This window comes from Leisingera sp. F5, assembly GCF_001593695.1.
The window spans coordinates 1-2,739 of record NZ_LUKH01000355.1 but is presented as its reverse complement, the minus strand read 5'-3'; the positions used below and the strand labels follow the sequence as shown (position 1 = coordinate 2,739).

Below are 2,739 nucleotides of genomic sequence, written 5' to 3'. Positions count from 1 at the left end.
ACCCCCAGGCCCTCGGCCTTGGCTGCAGCTTTGACGTCCTGGATCAGCTGTTCATAAGGCTTGGACGTCTCATGCACGGCCCAGCCGTCGCGTGGCGCGATATTTCCGGCTGCGGCGGCAGAGGCTGCAAGGATCAGGGCGGTGGCCAGGCGTTTCAAATGCATCACGGACCTCCAGTTGGCATTCCTTGCTTTTACGGCACAGCAAGCGGCAGGTGTCTCACAATCGCGTGCGTCTGGCAGCAGCCGGCCCGTCAGGGCGAAAACCTGTGCGCGCCCTGGCAGGGGTGCGCTCCGCTTGGTAACGATTGAACTTCATCTCAGGCGGCGATTTTGCCGCCGCCCTGTCTGGTCACCACTACCACCGCGGGGCGGGGCGGCATTTCCGGGTCGAAATCCGGCCAGCGTGTGGCGGGATCCTCAAATGTCGACGCGCGCTCAAACCCTTCCAGCGCCTTGGTGCCATCGGTGCCCGGATGCTGCACCGCCAGAAACAATGTCTCGCCATCCGGCGCGAAATAGGGGCCGCACAGCTCTCCGCCTGCCGGACAGCGGAAGAACAGCTTGGAATGGCCGCGCAGGCTTCCTTCGGTCTCAACCCCGTACAGCCCGTCCGACTTGCCGGTCTTGTCCCACTTCCGTCCTTGGTCGGTGGCGACCCAGAGGCGGCCATCAGCGTCAAAAGCGCAATTGTCGGGTGATCCGAACCAGCCGTTTTCCGAGGTTTCCGGGTTCCATGCAGCGCCCACTTCGGCAATCTGCGGATCCCCGCATTTCACCAGGATAGACCACTTGCCGCAGGTTGCTGCATGGTCACCGCCGTCTTCCTTGATTTCGATGATATGGCCGAAGCGCGACTCTGCCCGCGGGTTGGCTGCATCGGTCTGGCCAGCTTCGCGGCGGGCGTTGTTGGTCAGCATGATATAGGCAGTGCCGTCGCCGCGGGGCGCTGCGTCTTCGGGGCAGCCAGTGAACACTGCCGTCTGCGTCAAAACGGGCTGCGTAAAGCGTGCCGTCGCGCAGCAGGTTTGAATTGGCCGCCGGGTCGTCCGACACCACGCCCGTGGAGACATATTTGTATTGGTAGTCGAACCGCGCATCATCCCCCATGTAGACCACCAGATGGCCATCCTTGGAGGTCGCCGTCTCCGCGCCTTCGTGCCGGAAGCGGCCCAGCGCAGTGTGTTTGACCGGCTTGGCCTCCGGATTGCGCGGATCAACCTCGACAACCCAGCCGAAACGGTTGGCCTCATTGGGTTCCTTGTCGATGTTGAAGCGGTCGTGGAATTTGCCCCAGGCATACCAGCGGCCTGGCACACCATAGCGTTTCATCTGCGCGGCCTCAGGCTGATCCGACAGGTCCGGATTGCCGTCTGCGTCTAGCTTGTCCGTCCAGAAATAGCCGTGAAAGTTCTCCTCGGCCATCAGCCAAGTGCCCCAGGGGGTCATGCCGCCGGCGCAGTTGTTCAATGTGCCGATGACCTGTGCGCCGCTGGGATCTGCAATTGTTTGCATCCGGGCATGGCCCGCAGCGGGCCCGTCAATGGTCATCACGGTGCTCAGCGGCGAGATGCGGCGGTTCATCCTGGCGTCCCGGACCACGGCCCATTTGCCGTCCGCGCCGCGGGCGATTTCCACCACCGAGCCGCCATGCGCAGCCATTTCGATATCCACCAGCTCGCGTGTCATGCCGGAGAAGTCTGCTTTGTCCTGGCGGCCGAGTGCGGGGAACATCACCTCTTCATTGGTGTATTCGTGGTTCACGCACAGCAGCCCGCGGGTGCCTTCGGCGTTCAGCGGGGTAAAGCCGACATAGTCGTTGTTGTAGCCGAACTGCTGCAGCTGGGCCCCGGCCGTCTGGTGCATCACGTCGAAGTCCGGCGCATCGGCAGTGACCGGGTCGCCCCAGCGCAGCAGGATATCTGCGTCATAGCCCTCGGCCACATGGTGGGTCTTGTCATTGCCCCAGGCCAGTTCATCAAAGGCATAGCGGCTTGTACCAGCCGTGCCGGTTGCGGTGGCCTGGCGCGGCGCTGTGAGGGCGGTGGCGCCGAACAGGACGGTGGAGGCTGAGACCCCCAGCATGCCTTTCAGCATCTCCCGGCGGCCATAGCGGCTGGCGATCACATCGCCGATGGTGCGGCCGAGGTTCGGGTTGGCAGGAATATCATCAAAGGCTTCAAAGGCTTCCGCCTTGTTGCCGTTCTGCTGGGCATCAATGATCTGCTTGCGCTCCATCGCGGGCTCCAAAATCTCAACAGTCTTTGCCGCAATGCTGCGGACCCGGGTCATCATGGGCAGTCTTGTAACAGGTGCATAGTGGTTAATGAGGCTTTACCATATTGTCACATGCGCCGGGCTTTGTAAGCTGCTGCGGACGTCCGGGGGCCAGCCCCCGGACCCCCGGGATACAGAAGGGTCAGGATGCATTGATTTCCGATTTGCCGTGTGATTCAGAGCTCGAAAACGAGCGGTGTGCATGTCTGATCTTTTCTGGCTGGGCGACGCGCAGATGGCGCGTCTTGAACCCTTCTTTCCCAGGTCCCCCGGCAAGCCTCGCGTCGATGACCGGCGCGTTTTGAGCGGGAGTGAGGAGGATCAGAAAACGATCCAGTGAATCGTTTTCCCGACGAACCTTCATCAACCGCAATGGATTGCGCTGGCGGGGCGCTCCTGCTGAATACGGTCCGCACAGTGAGGCGGGACCGTCGCCCCAGCGGGGCGGCGTCAGCCCGGTGAA

2 pseudogenes are annotated in these 2,739 nt (G+C 62.5%); one reads left to right on the top strand and one right to left on the bottom strand.

The features are described 5' to 3' along the window. Positions 1-319: 319 nt before the first annotated feature. A pseudogene (locus A2I95_RS30185) lies at positions 320-2,237 on the bottom strand (PhoX family phosphatase). Positions 2,238-2,478: 241 nt separating this feature from the next. Between A2I95_RS30185 and A2I95_RS30180 the strand changes: the two are divergent. Next, positions 2,479-2,739, top strand: a pseudogene (locus tag A2I95_RS30180) (hypothetical protein); the annotation flags it as partial.